This window comes from Cryobacterium zongtaii (genome assembly GCF_002909375.1).
Classification (GTDB): domain Bacteria; phylum Actinomycetota; class Actinomycetes; order Actinomycetales; family Microbacteriaceae; genus Cryobacterium; species Cryobacterium zongtaii.
The window spans coordinates 43,980-62,672 of sequence record NZ_PPXD01000011.1 but is presented as its reverse complement, the minus strand read 5'-3'; the positions used below and the strand labels follow the sequence as shown (position 1 = coordinate 62,672).

At 67.3% G+C, this 18,693-nt stretch carries 14 protein-coding genes and 1 tRNA gene; 3 read left to right on the top strand and 12 right to left on the bottom strand.

The annotated features are described in order from the left end of the window. Positions 1-5 precede the first annotated feature (5 nt). Genes C3B61_RS09615 through C3B61_RS09595 form a run of 5 tightly spaced genes read right to left on the bottom strand, consistent with a single transcriptional unit; the run spans position 6 to position 10,034 of the window. A complete protein-coding gene (locus tag C3B61_RS09615) occupies positions 6-5,315 on the bottom strand; it encodes an Ig-like domain-containing protein (protein ID WP_133160258.1) in 5,310 nt (1,769 codons plus the stop codon). Positions 5,316-5,318: 3 nt separating this feature from the next. Beyond that, complete coding sequence (locus C3B61_RS09610) at positions 5,319-6,044, bottom strand: FHA domain-containing protein (protein ID WP_240632198.1); 726 nt, start codon at positions 6,042-6,044, stop codon at positions 5,319-5,321. Then, on the bottom strand, positions 6,028-7,743 hold the full coding sequence (locus tag C3B61_RS09605; protein WP_103460414.1) for a serine/threonine-protein kinase: 1,716 nt from the start codon (positions 7,741-7,743) through the stop codon (positions 6,028-6,030). Before C3B61_RS09605 ends, C3B61_RS09610 begins: the two co-directional genes overlap by 17 nt. Beyond that, positions 7,743-9,131: an FHA domain-containing protein gene (locus C3B61_RS09600; RefSeq protein WP_133160257.1), complete on the bottom strand. Its 1,389-nt coding sequence runs from the start codon at positions 9,129-9,131 to the stop codon at positions 7,743-7,745. Before C3B61_RS09600 ends, C3B61_RS09605 begins: the two co-directional genes overlap by 1 nt. Positions 9,132-9,152: 21 nt before the next feature. Further along, the gene (locus tag C3B61_RS09595) at positions 9,153-10,034 is read right to left on the bottom strand and encodes a PP2C family protein-serine/threonine phosphatase (protein WP_103460412.1); all 882 of its coding nucleotides are present in this window, start codon (positions 10,032-10,034) and stop codon (positions 9,153-9,155) included. Between the two features lie 199 nt (positions 10,035-10,233). On the opposite strand from C3B61_RS09595, the gene C3B61_RS19675 reads away from it, so the two are divergent. After that, positions 10,234-10,527 carry a 2TM domain-containing protein gene (locus C3B61_RS19675; protein WP_165787985.1) on the top strand — a complete coding sequence of 98 codons (294 nt, stop codon included), beginning with the start codon at positions 10,234-10,236 and terminating at the stop codon, positions 10,525-10,527. 77 nt (positions 10,528-10,604) lie between these two features. Here C3B61_RS19675 and C3B61_RS09585 read toward each other — a convergent pair whose 3' ends face one another. Beyond that, positions 10,605-11,165 carry a DoxX family protein gene (locus tag C3B61_RS09585; protein ID WP_198415728.1) on the bottom strand — a complete coding sequence of 187 codons (561 nt, stop codon included), beginning with the start codon at positions 11,163-11,165 and terminating at the stop codon, positions 10,605-10,607. A 151-nt stretch (positions 11,166-11,316) separates the two neighbouring features. After that, a tRNA-Glu gene (locus C3B61_RS09580) sits at positions 11,317-11,392 on the bottom strand. A gap of 145 nt (positions 11,393-11,537) precedes the next feature. Here C3B61_RS09580 and C3B61_RS09575 point away from each other — a divergent pair. Continuing rightward, on the top strand, positions 11,538-12,176 hold the full coding sequence (locus C3B61_RS09575; protein ID WP_103429612.1) for an MBL fold metallo-hydrolase: 639 nt from the start codon (positions 11,538-11,540) through the stop codon (positions 12,174-12,176). A gap of 21 nt (positions 12,177-12,197) precedes the next feature. Then, positions 12,198-12,581 (top strand): YciI family protein, encoded by a 384-nt coding sequence (locus tag C3B61_RS09570; RefSeq protein WP_088456523.1) that lies wholly within the window; start codon positions 12,198-12,200, stop codon positions 12,579-12,581. On the opposite strand, the gene C3B61_RS09565 is transcribed toward C3B61_RS09570, so the two are convergent. The 5 genes from C3B61_RS09565 to C3B61_RS19435 form a co-directional block, all read right to left on the bottom strand. Beyond that, positions 12,578-13,678 (bottom strand): DUF475 domain-containing protein, encoded by a 1,101-nt coding sequence (locus C3B61_RS09565; RefSeq protein ID WP_103460409.1) that lies wholly within the window; start codon positions 13,676-13,678, stop codon positions 12,578-12,580. The two genes, C3B61_RS09570 and C3B61_RS09565, sit on opposite strands and share 4 nt — an antisense overlap. An 84-nt stretch (positions 13,679-13,762) precedes the next feature. Further along, on the bottom strand, positions 13,763-16,603 hold the full coding sequence (locus C3B61_RS09560) for a LysM peptidoglycan-binding domain-containing protein (RefSeq protein WP_165791143.1): 2,841 nt from the start codon (positions 16,601-16,603) through the stop codon (positions 13,763-13,765). 21 nt (positions 16,604-16,624) lie between these two features. Beyond that, positions 16,625-17,056: a hypothetical protein gene (locus C3B61_RS09555; RefSeq protein WP_198416814.1), complete on the bottom strand. Its 432-nt coding sequence runs from the start codon at positions 17,054-17,056 to the stop codon at positions 16,625-16,627. Next, a complete protein-coding gene (locus tag C3B61_RS09550) occupies positions 17,053-17,556 on the bottom strand; it encodes a hypothetical protein (RefSeq protein WP_103460407.1) in 504 nt (167 codons plus the stop codon). Before C3B61_RS09550 ends, C3B61_RS09555 begins: the two co-directional genes overlap by 4 nt. A 455-nt stretch (positions 17,557-18,011) precedes the next feature. Further along, positions 18,012-18,653, bottom strand: coding sequence for a hypothetical protein (locus C3B61_RS19435; RefSeq protein WP_133160256.1), 642 nt, complete (start codon positions 18,651-18,653; stop codon positions 18,012-18,014). Positions 18,654-18,693 lie beyond the last annotated feature (40 nt).

Here is an 18,693-nt window from a genome sequence, read left to right as displayed (position 1 = left end):
GTTCATCAGCAATTCGGAATGATCGTGCCGTTGGTGTCCGAGATCCGGATGAACCAGCCGTCGTAGCTGCGGTCTTCGATCTGGAAGTAGTACCAGTTCTTGCCGTTGCGCACGGACAGGCAGATCGCATCGATCACGGTTCCGGGCTGCAGGTAGCCGCGGGCGTTCATGGTGCAGCCCGAGTTGCCGTTGGTGACGGGCTTGTTGTAGGTGGAGTCCGGTTCCGGGCAGGCCTGCTGGGTCACCGAGAAGCCGTAGTGGGTCGGTGCCCAGGCCGGCGGAGGCGGTGGTGGTGTCGTGGGTGTCGCGGCGTTCGACGTGGTCCAGTCGCCGCAACCGCGCGGGTTGCAGGCCTGCACGCGGTACTGGTACTGCGTGTTCGCGGTTCCGGTGGCGGAGGCGGTTGTGGCGCCACTGGTCGAGCCGTTGGCGGCGCCGCCGGTGACCCACTCGTATTTGTAGCCGCTGACCCCGCGCCCTCCGGTACTGCCCGGTGCGGCCCAGCTGAGCCCGAGCGCACCGTTGCCGGTGGCCGACGCCGTGAGATTGGCGCTGGCGGGAGCACCGGGCACTCCGTAGGGGGTGACCGTGTTGCTGGATGCCGAGGCGTTCGAGGTTCCCTTGGCGTTCTGGGCCGTCACCTGGAACGCGTAGCTCTGTCCGTTGGTGAGTCCGGTGATGTCGTAGGTGCCGGCGCTGGTCACATTCCTGGAGCCGCCGGTCCAGCTGATGGTGTAGCCCGTGATCGGAGAATTGTTAGAGGAGGGCGCCGCGAAGCTGATGGTGGCTGCGGCATTGCCCTCGGCTGCTGTGGGCGCGTTGGGGGCATCGGGACGGTCCCGGATGACCAGGGTGATGCGTCCCTGGGTGGCTCTGGCCTGGTCCTTGGTCGCGTCGAGGATGCGGTACACGGCGGTGAGGGTGCCGGTGGCACCGGGTCCTGTCGTGATGGTCACCCCGCTCGCGGTGTAAGAGACCGACGCTTTACCTCCGCTGACGTCCTGTTCGATCGTCGCGGACACCACGGTGAGTGGTTTGCCGTCCTGCGCGAAAGGGTTGTAGTCGTTGTCGAGCACGGGAACCTGCACGACCGAACTCGGTGTCGTTTCGATGCCGGAGCCGTTGGGTCCGGCGTCGTCCACGGCCTGCGGCACGGCCCGGGTCGAGGAGACGACAGTGACATCCACCGAGCCGGGGATGGTGAACTCTCGGTAGGTGACGCTGAAGGTGAGGCGCACCCTGGTGCCGGGTTGGGTGCCGAGTGGGGAGGAGACCGTGAGGTTGGCCCCCGAGATCGCGGCGGCGACATCCGCTGTGGCGCCGGCCAGGGCGCCGTAGCTGAGGTTTTCGATGATGGCCGGGTTCGGATGCCCGCTGGATGAACGCAGGTTCACCACGGTTGCGGACTCGCCCGCCTCGAGGGTGACCTTGGGCGGGGTGAAGGTGGGGGCGACGTCTTCGAAGTCGGGGTCGCCGACGGTGATCGGGATGGTGAGGGTCGCCTGGTTGCCCGTGGGGTCGTCGGCGCCGGTGCCGTCGGTGACCACGAAGGTCACCGACGCCGGGCCGCGGTAGTCTCTGGCGGCCACAAAGCTCAACGAGGAGCCGCCGGCCACCTTTGAACCGTCACTGTTGGTCGCGGTGGCGCTGAGCAGCAGCGCGGGGCGGCCGGAGGGCACCTCGACGATGTCGCCGATGGTCCAGGACTTGGACCCGTTCATCTTGACGACCTGCGGGCCGATGTCTTTCAGGAACGGCGGCGGGAACTGCTCTTCTTCTGGTGTGGGTTCGGTGGACGGCTGATTCACCGGATCCACGGGTTTGGGCTGCGGTGGCACGATGATGAATGCCGTGGCGCTGAGCTGATCGAGCTCGTTCGTGAGCCTGTACGCGATCGCCTGCCGGTCGGTTGACGGTTCGACCCGAACCGTGCCGTCGGCCTGTAGTGCGCCGTTGCCGGCGTTCGGGCCCTCGAGGGTGATCACCAGGTCCTCGATCAGACCGCTCGGGTTCTCCGCGCCGTCGAGTACCGGGACGTCGATCGGCGTGCCGGCCAGGACCTGGTCGGGCTCGACGAAGTGGTCGATCGCGACCGGGTACTGCGCCTTCGCGTCCTCGGTCACCTTCACCTGCACAAACGCCGTATCGGCACCGCCGTGCCCGTTGGTGATCTCGTACCGCAGCGTATAGGTGCCTTCCTCGGCGGGTGCCTCCACGATCACCCGGCTGCCGTCGACCGTGGCCGTGATGCCGGGGTCCACCTCGGGCAGCTTCTTCGACAGGGTCAGCTTGTACCCGTTGGGATCGGAGTCGTTCAAGACGACGGGGATCGATCCATTGCGGCCGGGCTTGATCTCGATGGCGTCATCAACCGCGTTCGGGGGCAGCAGTGCCACCGGGCGCGGGATCACGCCGATCCGCACCGTGCCCTCGGCCGTCGCACCGACGGTATCCGCGACCTGATAGGTGAACGAGTCAGTGCCGGCAGTGCCGGGGTAGGCCTCGTAGATGAAGAAATCGCTGCCCTGGTCCACGATGCGGCCCAGGGTGGGAGCAGAGGTGACGGCGGTGAGGTACACCGAATCGCCGTCGGGGTCGATGCCGTCCAACGGAACCTGCACCTTGATCGTCGACTCCGCAAACGTGCGCATCGTCAACGGCAGCGGCGTGGGCGCCTGATTGTCCGCCACGTTCACGGCGATCACGGTGAACCGCACGATGGCTGTCGCGGTCTCCTGGAAGGCATCCGAGATCGTATACGCGATGCTGTAGGCGCCGGGTTCGGTGGGCGCCTGGTAGCGCACTTGATTGCCCGTGACGAAGGCCAGCCCGCCGGCGTCGGCGGTGTCGGCCAGGTCGGGGGCGACCGTCATGGTGGCGGAGTCGGGGTGGTAGTCGTTGTCGAGCACCGCAACGGAGACGATGTCGCCGGCGCGCACGCTCACGGAGTCGTCGACCGCGACGGGCGGCTGATGCTTGATCAGCGGCGGCACCGGCACAACGGTGACTCCGGCGGTTGACGTGCCCTCGCCGTCGCTGATCGTGTAGGTGAACTGCACCTGCTGCGTGAGGGCCGCGGATGCGGTGACCCGCAACACCGTGTTGGTGAGGATCTCGACCGTGACGAGGTCATCGGTGCTGCTCAGGTCCACGGACTGCACCGCGAGCACCCGGCCGCTGGGCGAGACGTCGTTGTCCAGCACCGGGATCGTGACGGGTTCGGCCGCGCGGAGGTAGGCGGTGTCCTTGACGGCGATCGGAGGCAGGATCTCCGCGGGGTTCTCAATCACGTCAACGCGGATCAGGCCGACGCTCGACGTGGCGCCGGCGCCGAGGCTGTAGGTGAAGACGTAGCTGCCGGCTTTGCCCGACGATACGGCGATGGTGCCACGTTCCAGGTTCGGCACGGCGGTGAGGTCGTTGGGCACCTCGTTGACCCCGATCAACGCCAATGGGGCTCCCGACGGAGTCACATCGTTCTTGAGCGGCTCAATCAGTGCCGTCTCCCCCACGAACACCGTGCTGAAGTCCGGTGTCCCGACCGGGTTCAGCGTGCCCGCCGCCTTCACGTCCACGGTCAGCACGCCGGTGGCGGTGAGCAGCCCGTCGGAGATGACGAACTGCACCTCCTTGACTCCCAATTCCGCGGTCTTGGATTCAAAGGTCACAAAACCCTCCGGGCCGAACCGCACACCGTCACCGGTGGTCGGCGACGCCGACACCAGGTAGATGTCGTCGCCGTCGGGGTCGATCCAGTCCGAGAGCACGTTGTAGCTGACCAGCTGGCCCTGCTCCACGCTGATGGCGCCGGCCCGGTTCGACACCGGGGCCAGGTTTTCCTCCATCGGACGCATGGTCACGTTCACCTGCGCCTCGGCGACGGCGCCGCGACCATCGGCGACCGTGTACCGGAACGACACCGTTCCGGCCGCATCCTCGGCGGGAGTGAACTGCACGGCCCGGCCACCGTCGATGTAATCCAGGCTGCCCTGCGACGGGGAGAACCCGCTGATGTTGGTGACCGTGAGCACGTCACCGTCGGGGTCGGTGTCGTTCTCCAGCACCGGCAAGACCGTGGTCTTGCCCGGCCGTACCCCGTACGCGTCGTCGCGCGCCAACGGGGCTCGGTTCACATCGGTGCGCTCAGCGATGGTGTCTTCGAAGGACTGTTGGGCGGCTTTTTCGGTGCCGTCCTCAGCGTCGGACTCCTCGGGCGGGGTGACCTCTTCCCAGTTCTCGACCAGGCGCATGTTCGAATCCACCAGCCACACGTTGCCATTGGAGAGGTTGTTCAACGCGATCACATCACGGTTGACCCTGAATTCAAGCACCGACCCCTGGGTGGGCTGCTGGATCGTCTCCCGCACTACCTCGGAGCCGTCGCAGTCGGCGAGGTAACGCTGGGCACCCGACCAGGCCGCGTGCGCGCACCCATTCAACCACACCGGCGCCGACACCGATTTCGGATCGGTCACGGCGGCATCCAGCTTCGCGTCGACCGTGACGATGTCGCCGCCGTTCAGAGGCACCCTCAGCAGCGCCTTCGTGGTCGCCACCAGCGCCACGTCGTTCTCGGCCCCGGTCTGCTGCAGCTTCAGGGCAGTCTGGGGAACCTCAATGCTCTCACCGTCGACAACGAGCCGATGGTTCTCCGTGTCCAGCACAACGGCGGTGTCCCCCACCGCCGCAATCTGGAACTCGCCCAGCTTCGGCAGGTCACTCGCTACAGGTTGGGCCGTGTCTTCGGAGGACGGGTCGTAGCTGAAGAGGCTCTTTTCGGTCGATGATGCTCCGAAGACCACGCCGTCCTGCGAAACGGCGATGTGGCCGCCCGCACCGAGTTCCATCACCGGGTCGGTGGTTTTGGGGTCGAAGGTCAGTTCGCCGGCGGCGTTGAGTACCCACACGTCACCGGAGGGGGCCATCACGGCGATCGAGTCGCCGCCGTGGAGCACCTCGGAACCGGGCGTCACGTCGACACGTTCGCCAAGGGTGGTGAAGGCGGGGTCGATACGTTCGATCGAGCCCACACTGCTATCGATGAGGAAAACGTCATCGCCGTTCTGCAGCACGTCGAAGGCGCTGGACGCGGCGTTGACCGAGGCGTTGAGCTCCTCGATCTGCCGGTTCAACCGGCCGGCCAGCAGCTGCTTGCCGTTGGTGACCCACACATCACGGGCCGAGAGGTCGACATCCGTCACCGGGAAACCCTCGTGCAGCACCGCGAACGACAGCGGCACGCCGGCCATCACCGACAGGGCCACTACCGAAGCCGACATCTTGCGGCCGCGCAACCACGAACTCAGGGTCCCCACCGGTCACTCCCCCTCGGCCGCCCGGTCGAGCAGGACAACATCGTCCAGACTCACCAGCCGGGTGGCGACGGCGTACTCCACCAGTCGAGCCCGCCGATTGGTGGCCAGATGGCCGGTACCGCCGCGGAGCCCGGCGACGCCGAGCTTGTCGAGTTTGCTGCAGACATTGTCGAGCTTGCGGTTGAACGTGGTCATGCTCCAGCCCAGCCGGGCCGCGGCCTCCGCCGAGCTGGGAATGGCGCCCCGCCCGGGCACAGCCTGGGTGAGGATGCTCTCGGACAGGGCCACGATCAGCAGGCGCTGACTTGTCGTGAGGGTCACGGGCAGGATGGTGGTGGTACCGCCCTCGTGCGAGGCCGACAGCGAGGTGTTGTAGAAGTCGGACTCGGCGTGGATGGTGAAGTCGTAGGTGGACGAGCCGGCGCTGAACATCACGTGCATGGTCTGGAAGACGATGGGCAGTTTGGCGCCGGGCGCCAGCCAGGCCTGCACCGTGCCGGTGGTGTCCGACACCGTCGCAGACAAGAGGTTGCCCACGTTCGCGATCCACCACATTCCGTAGTCCTCGTAGAGCCGCAGGAAGGTGCGGTGCAGATACGGATTGTCGTCGATGGTGAGGTCGGACTCGCGCCCGATCGAGAAGTCCGCTCCGGGCTCCACCCCGTACCACTCGCCGCAGAATTCAATCCGCAGCGGCTGCACCGGCGTGATTTCAGCGGTTGCAGGCACGGTTGGCCTCCGAAATCTTGCCGTCGGTGCGTTGCAGGTAGATGTCCACGCAGACCGTGCTGCCGGGCACGACGCCGTCGACGGTGATGTCGGCGACAGCGCTGAGCTTGGGCTGGTTGGGGGTTTCGGCGCGAGCCCACCTGTAAACGTCGCCGTCCAACGGGGACGGGTTGCTGACCGTGAAGGTGACCTGACTGCCGTCTTCGGAGGTGGCGGTGCCCTCGAGGACCGGCGCCGGCACTCCGGCGGCGGAATTCACGCTGTCCGGTTTGGCCGGTACCGGAGAGGCGCTGGGGGTGAGGGCGGAGTTGTCGATGCCGGTGAGGGTGACCGCGGCGACCACGGCGCCGATCAGGAGCACGGCCGCGGCTATGGACCCGATCATCACCAGGCGGCGACGGCCGGATGCGTTCTCTATCGGGGCATCGTCGGCGGCGGCGGGCGCTGAGACGGGTTCCTGTGCTCGTACCGAGCCGCGGGGGCGTACGACGGTGGTTTCCTTGGCCGGGCTGGGGGTGCCGGGGGCGGGCGTGCCGGCGTCGGCGCTCCTGGCGAGAGCGCTGCCGGATGGGGCGCTGCCCGGTTCGATCACCCGGGCGCCGCGCACGCGTGTCGCGTCCGCCTGATCCGGTTCGGCGGGCGGCGCTGCGGGCGTCGCCGGGGCGGCCCGGGCCGGAGCCGGGGCCTGAGCGGCGATCGACACCACGGAACGCGCCCGGGTCTCGTCGTCGCCGGCCGGCGCATCCGGTTTGCCGTGCTCGGTGCCCGCGATAGTGGGGATGTCGATACCCGTTGGCGCGTAGCCGAGTTCGAGCTCCACCCGCTGGAGGGCGCGAGCGAAGTCCACGGCGGTGGCGAACCTGTCGTCGCGTCGGGTGGCCATGGCCTTGGCCAGTACGGCCACGAGCGAGCGCGGCACATCGTCACGGCCGATGGGGGTGATGGCACCGCGTTCGATGCGACCGATCAGATCGAGGGTGCCGTTGGAGCGCCCGTGGATCTCGAACGGCGTCTGTCCGGCCAGGAGGGTGTGGATGGTGGCGGCCAGCGAGAAGACGTCGCTGCGCACGTCGGGCCGCGGGTCGTCCTCGAACATCTCCGGCGGCGACCAGGGCACACTCATGCCGACCGACTGGCTTTCTCCGGTGCCGGTGGACTCCGACCCGGCCGGGCGGTGGTTACCGGTGCTGGTTTGTACGGGCAGTTCCTCGTCGAGGCTCGACGAGATGCCGAAGTCGGTGAGGGCGGGCCAGCCGAAGTCGTTGGTGAGAACATTGGCCGGTTTGATGTCGCGGTGCAGGATGCCGGCCGAATGGGCGGTCGCGATCGCGCCGGCCAGGCGTACTCCGGTGCGCAGGGCGTCCTCGACCCCGAATTTCTGGCGCTTGTAACGCTCGGCCAAGCTCGGGCCCGAGCAGTGCTCCATCACGAAGTACGGGCGGCCATCGCCCGCGACGTCGGCGTGGTAAATCGTGACGATGTACGGATGGGTCGACAGTTGCGCCATCAGGTTGGCTTCGTCGACGAACTGCGCCTGGGTGGAGGGGTTGAGCTGCTCGGTGAGCAGGACCTTCACCGCGACCCGGCGGCGGGGCAGGCGCTGCTGGTAGAGGAACACGTCGGAGAAGCCGCCGGAGCCGAGGACGGAGACATATTCGTAGCCGGGCAATTCCGGGGCGACGGACGGCGCGCGGCGCATCACTCCTGGCCGACCGTGAGGGTGATGCCGCTACCGAGGTCGATGACGGTGCCCACGATGACCGCGGTGGGTTCGCCCTGGCGCAACTTCTGGGCCGGCTTGCCCGGCAGCACGACCAGGGTGCCGTTGCGGGAATGCAGGTCGGTGACGACGACGGTGTCGCCCTCGACGGTGAAGTGCACGTGGTTGCGCGACACATCCTGGTCGGCACCGCCCAGGCTCACCAGTTTGGGCACGAGGCCGCCGGAGATCTTGCTGACGCTCGGCGCCCGACCCACCCGGATCGGCTGGCTGAGCGGTTCCCGCACCCCGCTGGGCAGCAGCAGGTAGAGCCGAGGCGCGACGGCGGCTGGTTCGGCGACGACACGGCGACGCGAAGCGCGCATCCTCTGGATGTCACCGCTCATCACGGTGTGGCCGTCGTGGTCGCCGGGCAGGTCGCCGTCGAGCTCGTCGTCGTCCGGATCGTCGTCGTCCGGGTCGGTGTCGTCAGGGTCGGTGTCGTCACGGTCGGTGTCGGAGGGGCCGACATCTGCCTTCGCGACGGGCTCTTCGTCATCGGCCTCGGCTTCAGGCCGCACGGCCGCCTGCTCGACACCGCGCATCACGGTCGCACCGAACAGGTGGTCGTAGCCGCCGGCGGGGTCGGCGTCGGGCTCCGGGGCGGGCTCGATGGCCGGTGCGTTGGCAGGCTCCGCCGCCGGGATGTCGGAGATGGTCTGTTCGCTGGCCGGTTCGGCGATCGGGCGGGCCGGCGGCAGCGGCGGCGGTGCGGTCTTCGGCGCTGCCGGCGGCGGCACGATCTGCGCGGTCGGTTGCACTCGAGCGGGCTCGACTCGAGTCGGCTCGGCCCGAGTCGGCTCGGCCCGAGTCGGCGACGCCGCACTGGCGCCGTCGACGGCCAGGCGCAGGCGACGGGTGCGCACCATGCCCGCCCGGAGGGGAAGGCCGGCCCCGAGCAGCAGGGCGGCGAGGCCATCCGTGCCGATCGGGTCGGCATCCGCAACAACGGGCACAGCGGTCACCGAGAGAGCGGTGACGTCCGCTACGGAGCGCTCCACCCAGGTTGAGACGCCCAGGCCGCCGATCGACAGGTCACCGTCGGCCGTGGTCAGAACGACCTCGACTTCTCCGCGCACAAAGACCCGTACCGTCGCCGGCACCGAGTCATCCCAGGTGAGAAGCGCGAACGGCGGGGTCTTGGACAGGCCGCCGGCGGTGAGGTCGTCGAGCACGGCGCGGGCACCCTGCTCGCTCGACCCGGCACCGACCAGGCTCGCCCAGACGCGGGCGCCGGCGGCGGAATCGGCGGCGGGCAGGAGCACCAGACGGTCCCCCGTCGCAGCCGCCAGCCATCCGCCCCGGTTGTCGTCGTCGTACGAAAGCACAGATCCCCCCATTGCCGTTCTTCAGTCCGGATTCGTGTTGCGTGGCCGCGTATCTTCAAGATTCTGGTGCAACCCTGCCGGGCTTTCGCGGGTCACATCGTTGTCCGGACCAGGATCGCCCCAGGTCGACTCGACGATGACGACGGTGACATTGTCCCGGCCGCCCTTGGCCAGCGCCGCGGCGACGAGCACGTCGGCCAGTGATCCGAGGTCTTCCGGAACGGCGTGCGAGGCCAGCAGCTCCGCGATCTCGACGACCGACAGTTCCTTGGTGAGACCGTCGGAGCAGAGCAGGAAGGTGTGGCGTCCGGTCGCGGGCAACAGCCAGACATCCGCGTCGACGAATTCGTCGGCCCCGATGGCGCGGGTGATGACGTTGCGGTCCGGGTGTCTCTCGGCATCCATCGCCTTGATCAAGCCTGCGTCCACCATCTCCTGAACCGCGGAGTGGTCGACGCTGAGCTGCTCGAGGGTACGACCATCCCAGGTGTAGATACGGGAGTCACCGATATTGAACGCCATCCAGTGAAAGCCGACGTCGTCGCCGGCATCGACGAACGCGACGCCGGTGAGGGTCGTGCCGGACACTGCGGTACCGAAGTCGTCAGCAGCGCTGAGGTCGCGCACCGCGTCGTTCGACGAGTGGATCGCGTCGAGGATCCGCTCGGGGGTCGAGGGCACGCCCTGTTCGATGTGGTCGTCGAAGACCCGGATGACGGTCTGGCTGGCGGCGTCACCGTGCGCGTGACCACCCATGCCGTCGGCGACGAAGAACACCGGTGACTGGGCCAAATAGCTGTCCTCGTTGACCTTGCGCACCCGTCCGACGTCGCTGCCGGCACTGAAGCTGAAGTGCACGCTCGAGTCGCCGAGGGTGATCGCACTCTCGCCGTTGACTGCCATGTGCACTCCGAAAAAATCCGTCCGGCTCCGATTCGGAGCGCTTCCGCCCTGTTCGGGGGAAGTCGAGGTACCACCGTACCAATACCCCGGGCTTGTTCAGACGCACTCTGACCGGGAAATACGGGCGTCGCACTCCCCTTCGGCCACCTCGGCCGGTCGGGGGATGGTCGCGGCACCGTACCGGCGATACCCTCGCGGTATGAACAACGAAGAACTCCGCAAACTCGCGACGAAGCGGCTCAAGGCGCGCCGTGACTTCTGGAACTATTGCGGCGTCTGGCTCGGGGTTTCTCTCATCGTCATCGCCGTGTGGTTGTTGACGGATCCGGGCGGGTATTTCTGGCCGATCTGGCCGATCGGCGGCATGGGCATTGCTGCCTTCTTCATCGGCCTCGACGCCTTCGGACCCAACCGGGGCATCATCACCGAAGACGCCATTGACGACGAAGTCGCCCGAATCACCCGCGGCAACCAGCGCGGCGCCGCCAAGTAGCCTGCGGCCGGCTGCGGGTAGAACAGAACCGGCCACCCCGAAGGGCGGCCGGCCAGGTACTTCTGCGTGCTGACTGGCTAGATCAGCCAGGTGTACTTCTGCACGATCGGCAGTGCCTTCCAGGTCTTGCCGAAGCCCCAGGTGTCGCCGGCCGCGAAGACGGCGACGACGATCAGAGCCAGCGCGTAGATGATGTGGTAGTCCACCAGCGGGTTGGTCGAGGCCGCGCCGGCGGCGAAGGGCCACTCGGCCAGGTACATGAAGACCATGATGAGGCTGCCGGCAACGGCGCTGACGCGCAGACCCACACCGAGCATGACGGCGAGTCCCACGGCGATCATGCCGAGCATAAAGAGGAAGTCCACCAGCGGGCTGGCGATTCCGACGAAGAACGGTTGCAGCGGTCCGGTGACGCCGGGGCTGTTCAGGAAGCCCTGCGCCGGGGTTCCGCCGTTGAGCCAGGCACGCTCGGCGGGAGTGGAGAAGCCCAGACCGAAGGTCTTGTCGAGGAACGCCCAGAGGAAGATGAATCCGATGGCCAGTCGCAGCACCGCGAGGGTTCGACGCTGGAGCAGGGTGGTGCCGGTCGTCGCGGCGGGGGCGGTGACCGCTGCCCCGCGGGTGGTGCTGGTGGCCATGGGAAGTTTCCTCTGGGTCGATTGATGGCGCCCGTGTCGTCTGACATTGGGCTGTGAGTCCCAGACTCCCAGCCGGCGTTCAGCAACGACAGGGTCGAACGTCCCAAAACAAAAAATGCCCGGCCTCCTTCGTGAGAAGGAGGCCGGGCGTTGGTGACCCCAACCGGATTCGAACCGGTGTTACCGCCGTGAGAGGGCGGTGTCCTAGGCCGCTAAACGATGGGGCCGTTTTTGCAACTTCACGAGTATGCCACAGCCTGGTTACCGAGTTCAAATCGAGCGCGTCGTCCGCGCGTCGTGCGGGGTGCAGGTGCTCACAGGATACGCGTGTCGCGCGTTGCCCGCGGTCTGGTTTGGGTATTAGCTCGAGACATGAAGTTGACCAAACTCGAACACGCCGCACTCGTCCTCGAAGCCTCTGGGCAGAAGCTGTTCATCGATCCCGGCTCGTTCACCACCGCACTGACCGAGACCGCCAATGCGGCCGCGATCGTGATCACCCACGAGCACGCCGACCACTGGACACCCGAGCAGTTGAACCGGGTGTTGGCCATGAACCCCGGCGTTCCCATCTACGGGCCGGCCGGTGTCGCCGCAGCGGCCGGTGACATCGCCGTGACCGTGGTCGCCGAGGGAGATACCGTTGAGGCCGGGCCGTTCACGCTGCGGTTCTTCGGCCAGAAGCACGCCGTGATCCACTCGTCCATTCCGGTGATCGACAACGTGGGGGTGCTCGTGAACGACGAGCTGTTCTACCCCGGTGATGCGTTCACCATCCCCGAGGGAGTCACGGTGAAGACCCTGGCCGTTCCGGCTGGGGCGCCGTGGCTGAAGATCAGCGAGGTCATCGACTACGTTCTCGCTATCAAGCCGATGCGCAGCTTTCCGACCCACGAGATGGGTTTGTCGCGGAGTGGCAAGGACCTCGCCGGCTCCCGCATCAAGTCCGCCACGGAGCAGAACGGCGGCACCTTCTTCCCGCTCGAACCCCACGAATCGCTCGACCTGTAACCGCATATCGAAGGAGATCTCATGCGCTTCTCGTTGCTCATCATCAAGGCTGAGACCAGGGAGGGCGATATCTCCGAGGAGGAGCTGCCGCCGTTTCGGGAGCTGTTCGACGCGTACGCGGCGTCGTTACAGGAATCGGGCGCGTTGGTCGCAGCGGACATCTTCAGGCCCGCCGCGGAGTCAACTACGGTGACGCTCCGCGGCGGCAGCCGGGAGGTGCGCGACGGCCCGTTCATCGACGCCGTCGAATCCCTGTCCGGCTGCTTTGTGATCGACGTGCCGAACCGTGCCGCCGCGCTGGAGTGGGCGGAGAAGTGCCCCGCCGCACTTTACGGAGTCGTCGAGGTGCGCCCGGCGGCCCTGGCTTTCCACGACGGTCGCTGGCGCGGTGAGAACCGACGCTAGGGACTGTCGACGAGTTCAGGGGCCTTCACCTGGGTTTCGGCCGATTCGCGCCGGTTCGCGAGAACCGACGAGAGGAAGGCCGCGCAGATCAGGAACACCCCGATGAGACCCGTGACGATCTCCGGGATCTCAAAACCGATACTCAGAAGCAGGATGCCCGCGAGCGCACCGATGGCCCAGTGGGCGCCATGGTCGAGGTAGATGTAGTCGTTGAGGGTGCCCTGGCGCACCAGGAAGATGGTGAGCGATCGGACGAACATCGCGCCGATCAGACCGAGACCGAGCAGGATGATAATCGGGTCCGCGGTGATTGCGAACGCGCCGATGACGCCATCGAACGAGAAAGAGGCGTCGAGGACTTCGAGGTAGAGGAAAGAAAAGAACGCTGCCCGGCCGGTGAGTACGGCAAGCGTGGACGCGCCGCCGCGTGTGGTGTCCGAAACTGCCTCGGCCGCGTCGCTGCCCTCGAACAATGACCCGAGTCCGTTCACCAGAACGTACGTGATGAGGCCGAGCACGCCGGCAACAAGCACCACAGAGGCATCTTCGGCAATGGCAGCTCCGCCCAGCAGGGCCGCGAGCGCGACAACGTACGACAGGGAATCAAGCTTTCCGACCCGTGCGAGCGGCTTCTCCAACCAGCTGAGCCAGGTGATGTCCCGCTCTTCGAAAATGAAATCCAGAAACAGCATGAGCAGGAACATTCCGCCGAAGGCCGCAATCTGCGGGTGGGCATCGTGCAGATAGTGGCCGTAGGTGCCGACGGTGGCCGGGTCACCCTTCTGCAGGGCCAGGGTGATGACCTCGCCGAAAGACAGACCCGTGGTTGCGGACACCAGGATGAGCGGCATGATCAGGCGCATCCCCACGACGGCGATGAGGATGCCGATCGTGAGGAAGATCTTCTGCCAGAATTCCGACATTTTCTCCAGCACCCTGGCATTGACAACCGCGTTGTCGAATGACAGAGAGATCTCCATCAACCCGAGGATCACGCAGAGGGCAACCGCAGCCCAGCCGCCGTAGACCAGCGCGATGACGAGCGCTATCAAGGACACGATGAGCGACCACGAGAAGTGGTGGAAGAAGGTTTTCATACTGACTTGGTTGGGATCACCCGTTCGGGCTCTCCGCATCCTTTCTGACAAATTTTGCGCGACGGTGCAGTTTTTTGACCTGTCTCACCGGGTCTCGACAGGCTCGACCAACGCCGCAGGCTCGACCAACGGTACAGGCTCGACGAGCCCGCGCGCGCTCGCGGCGAGGGCAGCACTGTCGGCGTCGCCCGAGATCCGGGCCCGCGCCGCAAGCTCGTCGGCGGCGTCCAGGACGGCTCCGGTGATCTCCTCCCGAAGCGGCTCGGCCCAGACGAAATGGTTGGTCGGCAGGCCGCTCAATGGCTCCCCGGTGACCAGCCGCAGGGCGCTGACCAGTGTCGCTGTCGTCGTGAGGGTGACATCGTCGCCGAGCAGCTGCCGCCAGACGTCCCAGTCGCTCTGCACATCGGGGTGCAGGCGCAGGCCGTCCGCGCCGACAACCGGCAGGTACGGTTCGTCGTCGGTGCTGTCGCCGAGCCAGGCCCGGGTCTCGTTCGTCAGCGCGTTGCGGTTCTGCTGGGCGGCCAGGCCGGTGGGCAGATCGGCCGGCCAGAGTGCCGTTTGCACGTCGACCGCGCTGGCAGTGCGGTGCACCGTGAAAAAGGCCACCAGCTCGGTCGCCCACGGCAGCCGAAACAGTTCCGCACCGCCGGCAGTGCCGCGAGGTTCAACACCGCGGGCGCCGATCACTTCGACCGGCCCGAGCAGGCGAATCCACGGGGCACCGGATGCTCCGACGTCAGCCGCTTCCGCCGTACCGGTCGAACCGGCTCCGCCGACACCCGCCGCACCCATCTGCCGCGCCCACTCGGGCCCGGTCACGCTGTGGGCGGCGGTGCTGCGGAACAGCTCGATCAGCCGGGTGCACTCCGCGGCCCCCAGCAGCTGCGGGGCAAGGCTGAGCCCCACCGGCAGCAGCCGGGCGGCGCCGATGTCGTCGACGTTGAGAGTCCAGGGCGCCCGGTCGGGTGCCGCCGCGGCGCGGGCCGTTGAACCCGACTGGACGATACCCAGCCGCGCGGACCGGGCGGCCAGGGCGGCCCGCTGCCGGTCGGAGAGTGGTTGCGCCAAGGCGAGGATCACAATTTCCGGGGTCTCCGCGGCGAGGGCATCTCCGGCCGGGTGCGCCAGGAGGGTGGCCACATCCGGCACATGCCGTAGCCGTGGCGAAGCCAGCGCCGTGGCCAGGTCGTCGGCGGCGCCGACGAGGGTGACGCGGATCTCGGAGCGGCGGCTGGTCGCCAGTTCGGCGGCGATCGCGGTGAGCACGCCCAGCCGCAACTCGAGCGGCCCGGTCACGCCGAGCGTGCCGAGTCGCTCGAGGTCCACCAGGATGTGCGCTCCGGCTTGGTCCTGGCCGAGGGTCACGAATGCCGGGTACGGCGGCTGCGGCACCCGTTCCACTCCGGGCAGTGCAGCCCGGTCGATCGTCCAGGCCGTCGTGCTGTTCGCGGGCAAGACGTTGGCAGGAACAGCCTCGGTGCGGAACGGTCGCGGTAGCGGGTCGGTGCCGGACAGATACAGGGTAATGTCATCATCGGCGAGACGGATGGCCTCAATCGAGGGCAGGGTCCTCCCGGTGTCCTCGGCCCACACGGCCAGGTACCGCAGTGCGTGATCGATGTCGTCCAGGCCCATCCGGTTCTCGACGGCGCGCAGTTCCAGTTCCAGGGTGCTGGCTTCAGCGGTGGGTAGGGCGATCCGGCGCCCGAACTCCCGGCGTCCACGCTGACCGGCCCGGCGCAGCGCGAGCAGCCCAAGCAGTCCCACGGCGAGCACCGCACCGATGCCGCCCGTTGTGTGTGCGGGTGCCGTGTGCGAGAACGCGGCAGCCCCGGCAGCGTTGGCTTCCACCCCGGCTGAGGCGTCAACGGGAGCGGCCACGGCCGGGGTGACGGTCGGCGATGCTGCCTCGATCGTTGCTCCGACCGGTACTCCCTCGGCAACCGGGCTGGCGGCTGCTGTCCCGGCGACCGCATCCGGTGTCGGTGCGCCGACGCCCGGCAGGTTCACCGTCTCGCCGGGCTGAATCAGGTTGGGGTCGGTGATCGTGGCGCCGTCGGGTTGCACCACCGCGGCACTGGCCGCGACGATCTCCGGGTACCGGGTGCCGTCGCCGTATGCGTCGGCGGCCAGGTCCCAGAGCGTGTCGCCCTCGACGACAACGTGCTCAGCCGGGGTGGCGGCTTCGGGAGCAGCCGGAACCGCGGCATCGGCGGGGAGGGTCAGTACCCAGCCGGCGTTGAGCCAGTTCTCGGCCGTGAGGGAATGACCGTCGCCCTGAGCCACACCCAGGTTCAAGCCCGCGATCTCGGCGAACCGCTCCCCCGACCCCAGGTGCTGCTCCGCGATTCGCCAGAGCGAGTCGCCGGGTTGCACGACGTAGGTGGGCGCGGCGGCGATCGGCGCGGCGGGTGCAGCCTCCACCGTCGTGTCGATGCTCACCGCGGCGCTGTCCGTCGATCCCGCGCCGGTGCCGCCATGCGCCTGGGTCGAGCCGAACGTGGCACCGGTGCCGCTTTGGGACACGCTGACGGATGCGGGCGCGGACGCGGGCGATCCCGCAGTCGACCCGGCGAGGGCTCCGACGCCGGTGAGCATCACGACGATGGCCCCGATCAGGGCCGCGGCCCAGAGCTGTTGCAGGCCGAGGCCGGGCAGGTGCGGGCTGGGGATGCCGCGAATGTGCCCCGGCAGCTCCACTAGGAAGCCGAGCGCGAAGGTGGCCCAGGCAACCCAGGCGATCAGGGGCAGCAGGGTGCCCACCAGAAACTCGCCGCCGTAGTCCGGCGTGCTCAACGCCCGTGACAGCTCGTCTCCGCTGGGGAACGGGTTGCCGGCTAGGAACAGCAGGGCGGCCGGGATACCCACCAGCAGGGCGAGCACGAGCACCAACGAACCGAGTCCGAGAGCGAGTCTTTTCATGGTGGTCTCCTGCATCGAAAACTATTGGGTGATCAGCCGGGCCGAGGCTTCCCCGGTGCCGGGGAGCTCGACGATGCCGATCAGGCTGAGAAAGCGGGTGCTGTAGGTGGTGCTGACGGTGACGGTGACGACCTCACCGGTGACTGTGACGGTGCCGGGCATGCCGGCCGCCGCGAGGTAGGCCTCGCCGGCCGCGGTCGCCTTCGCGGCGTCGAGGGTGAGCGCGCCCACCCGCACGGTGTCGCCGCCGATCGAGTTCGTGGCGGTGCGGGCGGCGGATGCCGCGACCAGGTCGGCGCGTTCGTTCGCCTGGATCTTCCCGGCTCCGTCGACGACGAGGCCGATCACGACGATCAGGGTGACGGAGACGAGCAGGAACGAGACCGACGCGGACCCGCGGTCTCCGCGCAGCGCGGCGAGCCGGTCCCGGAGAAACACCGTAGGCCTGCTCATCGGCCGGGTCCCACGTTCACCGATTGGATCTCGTTGATCCGCACCGCACTGGTCGCGGTGGTGGTCAGCGGGATCGTTCCGGATTCTCCGCCGCCCTCCCAGCTGACCTGCCACTGGCTGGTCGCCGCGATCGGAAACGTGCCGCCCGGCTGGGTGGCGGAGGTACGGGCGTACCGGTGACCGCAGGTGGGTGAATCTACGGCGCCATAGGCAACCACGAACGGGGTTCCCGCGTTGGCGCAGGCGACGGTGGTGCCGTCACCCATATTCCAGACAATGGAGCTCACCTGCGCTGTCGCGGTGATGGTCACACCGCCCAGGGTCGTCGATTGCACGTATGGGCCGTAGCTGAGCGGGGTCGGGTTCGCCGCCCACATCCAAATAGGGACGCCCACGTAGCTCTTCGAGCCGGGCACGGTCGGGTCCGGTGCAAAGCCCACCGTGATGCCCTGCAGCCGGAAGCTGCTGATGAGTCGCTGAGCGGCCTGTCCAGGTGTCATTGTATTCACGCCTGGTGGTGGGGTGTCAGACCAGTACGTGAGGATGTAGCACTCGTACAAGCCGCAAGAATCCGCGGGAGGGTCGCAGGTGTACCAGGCACCGTTGGCGTCCTCCCCCGGCGGGATCTCGAGTTGAGGGCTAGTGAGCTTGATATAGCAGTGCCTCTTGTTGCTCCAATATCCGTTGTCGGTAGAGCAAGGTACGACGACGTTTGTCGCATCGGCGAAGTTGGGCCAGGTGCACTCAACCGGACCGGGGGTGAAACCGGTCTCAGGATCGGGGTTTGAGATGGGATCTGTGCCTGGCAGTTCTCTTACTTCATAACAAACATCCGTGAACTCGTTGCAGTAAAGACCGGGTGCGGTCTCGGCGAAGGCCGCGATGGGAGCGCCGGCAACTGCTCCTGCCACGAGTGCTCCATTGAGCAAGGTGAGGAGGAGCAGACGTCTGTTGTTTAGCAAGCTTCACCTGTGTCATCCAACGACCTCACAAACCAGGCACCCGCGGCGGGGCTATATACGACAGTTATTGTCGACAAACCACGCGGGTTCGGTGGCTGGGGTGCAGCCTCCCCGCTGGGCAGGGTGACCGTTCGGGTGGAGCTGTCGTAGCAGGTGGTGACCATCACCGATCCGAAGGGGACGGTCGTCCCATCCGCTTCCAGGCCCCCAGAATATGAGTCCTCTACGGTGCTGGTGATTCCCCCGGTGACCACGTAGCCCTGATCGGCGATGGCTTGAGCCGTGGTGATGACAGAGGTATTTGCTGGAGGGACTGCAACCGCGTTGATTCGCTCGGGTGAAACACCCTTCTCCGCAATAACAGCGTTCATGATCTGAACGAACTGAGCGAGGGTCGCCTCAGCCGCGACCACAGCCTCAGACTCGCTCGTGGGAGCAGCCGCTGAGGTGGGTGTCGGCGCGGGAGCCGCCGAGCTCTGTGGAGTAGCTGTCGCGGCGGTGGCTTCAGGGGTCGGCGCAGCCTGTGGTGCCGGGCTCGAACAACCTGCCAGAATCGCTGCGGCCACCAGTGACGAGCCCAAAAGGCCAACCGTGCGGTTCTGACGGAACGACATCGGTGTGTTCAGCGTGGTCATGGTGCTCCTTTGAAGGACTGGAAGTACATCTGGTGCGAAG